Origin of the sequence: Pseudomonas sp. 43NM1 (genome assembly GCF_002836905.1) — a bacterium.
GTDB classification, from domain to species: Bacteria; Pseudomonadota; Gammaproteobacteria; order Pseudomonadales; family Pseudomonadaceae; genus Aquipseudomonas; species Aquipseudomonas prosekii.
This window is the reverse complement of sequence record NZ_MKGS01000110.1, coordinates 1-1,772: the sequence shown is the minus strand read 5'-3', so window position 1 is coordinate 1,772 and position 1,772 is coordinate 1. Positions and strand designations below refer to the sequence as shown.

Below are 1,772 nucleotides of genomic sequence, written 5' to 3'. Positions count from 1 at the left end.
CCGGTGCGGGTCTCCAAACGCAGTTTGAAACCCTTGATCACCGGCTCGTCGGCGACCATGCCGCTGCCCTGCACATACGCGGTGGGCTGGCCGAGTTTCGGGAACACGGTTTGGTCGTCGCCGAACACCAGCAAATGACCCTCAGGCGTGTGCTGGAAGTGGTAGTGAATGCCTTCTTCTTCACACAGGCGCTGGACGAAGTGCAGGTCGGTTTCGTCGTACTGCACGCAATAGTCGCGGTCGGGGCAGGTTTCGTTCAACTGGAAGCTGTAGGTGTTGCCCTTGATCCCGTGTTCTTCGAGGATCAGCGCGATGATTTTCGGCGCCGACATTTGCTGGTAGATGCGCTGGTTGGTGCGGTGCTTCAAATAGCTCAGCTGCGGCACCAAGGTCAGGCGATAGCGGGTCAGGCGTTTGCCGGCATCGCCTTGGGCAATGCGGTAGATCTGGCCGTGGATGCCGCTACCGGCTGCGTCCAGCGCCAGAAACGCCTGTTTGTGCAGCAGAGTTTCCAGGTCCAGGTCGGGGTTTTCGCTGACCAGCTCCACATCGAATGCGTAGGGTTGGCTGATGCCTTCAGTGCCGTTGAACGACAGCACTTGCAGGTCGTGCTCAAGCCCTTCAATGGTCAAGCTGAAATGCGTTTCGTTAGCTGGGTTGAACATCTCTGGCTCCTTGAGGTGTTGCGTGTGCTCCACGGAAAAGCTAACGCCCGCACGATCCGAGTGCGTTATCGCGAATTGCGCTGGATGATAAAGGCTTAAAGTTGCGCAAGAAGTTGCGCACATAGGCTTGGCGCTACGGCCCGGTTACGCATGACGGTATTGATACAAGATGTTTCTTGGCTAACTGCTATCAGTTTTCCTTGAAACCGTGCCAACGACTACAGTGGCAATCATTTTCCAGCAGCTTAAAGGGCAGGTTCATGACGCAGTTCTACGATGCTCGAGGCAATATCTACGCAGTGCTGACGCCAGACGCGCTGCGCCGCAACGGCATCGAACTGCCGGCAACAGCCCGCGACGCGGCGCAGACCCGCGAGGAATGGGCGTTGCTGGCCATCGAGGCTTTCTGCAGTTGGGCACCCGGCACTCAGCCACTCGGCGCCAAACAACATCGCTGCGACGGCCTGCTGATCGGGCCGTTCCAGACATCGCCGCCCTTCGATCTGCTCATCGTCAACACTGACGGCACGCTTGCCGAGCGCAGTGGCAATGGCTTGACGATTTTCTCGCAAGCGCTGAGTGAGCAAGGTTTGCTGGGCAATCAGCAGGACTGCGTGCTCAAGGTTCATCACGATAAAACCGACGCTGTCTCACCCGTGGAAACCTCGGTGAAACCCGCCGAGGTCGACGGCGTCCACGGCTTCTGGCTGGACCTCGGCAAACCTGCGTTCGGCCCGCAGGCCGTCGGTGCGCGGGATGTTCAAACGGTGATGTTGAACGCTTGCGAAGTCAGTCATGTGCCGCCGTTATCGGCGCTGAGTCCCGCATGGGCGCACAGCCAGTTTGTGCGGATTGGCAATCCGCATTGCGTGACGCTGGTGGCTGACGTCGATGCCTTGCCGAGCAATCAGCAGATGCGTGAAGCGCCGCTGGCTGAAGGCCTGACGCGGATTGCTTTCGCCATGCCGAGCGGAGGCGGGCAGCCGTGTGCGGCTGGGGTGAATCTGCAGTGGGCGGCGCTGGAATCTGCCGGGCAACTGCGCGCGCGGGTATTTGAGCGCGGGGAAGGGCCGACGGCTTCGTCGGGCACTAGCGCGAGTGCGGTGG

Annotated in this window: 2 protein-coding genes; one reads left to right on the top strand and one right to left on the bottom strand. The window is 60.0% G+C overall.

Annotated elements, in window-relative coordinates:
• Positions 1–665 (bottom strand): type VI secretion system tip protein TssI/VgrG (gene tssI / locus BI292_RS10115; RefSeq protein WP_157831245.1); only part of this gene is annotated, 665 nt, incomplete at its 3' end.
• 260 nt (positions 666–925) lie between these two features.
• Here tssI and BI292_RS10110 point away from each other — a divergent pair.
• Positions 926–1,772: diaminopimelate epimerase (locus tag BI292_RS10110; protein WP_101207793.1), on the top strand; the 847-nt coding region annotated here is incomplete at its 3' end.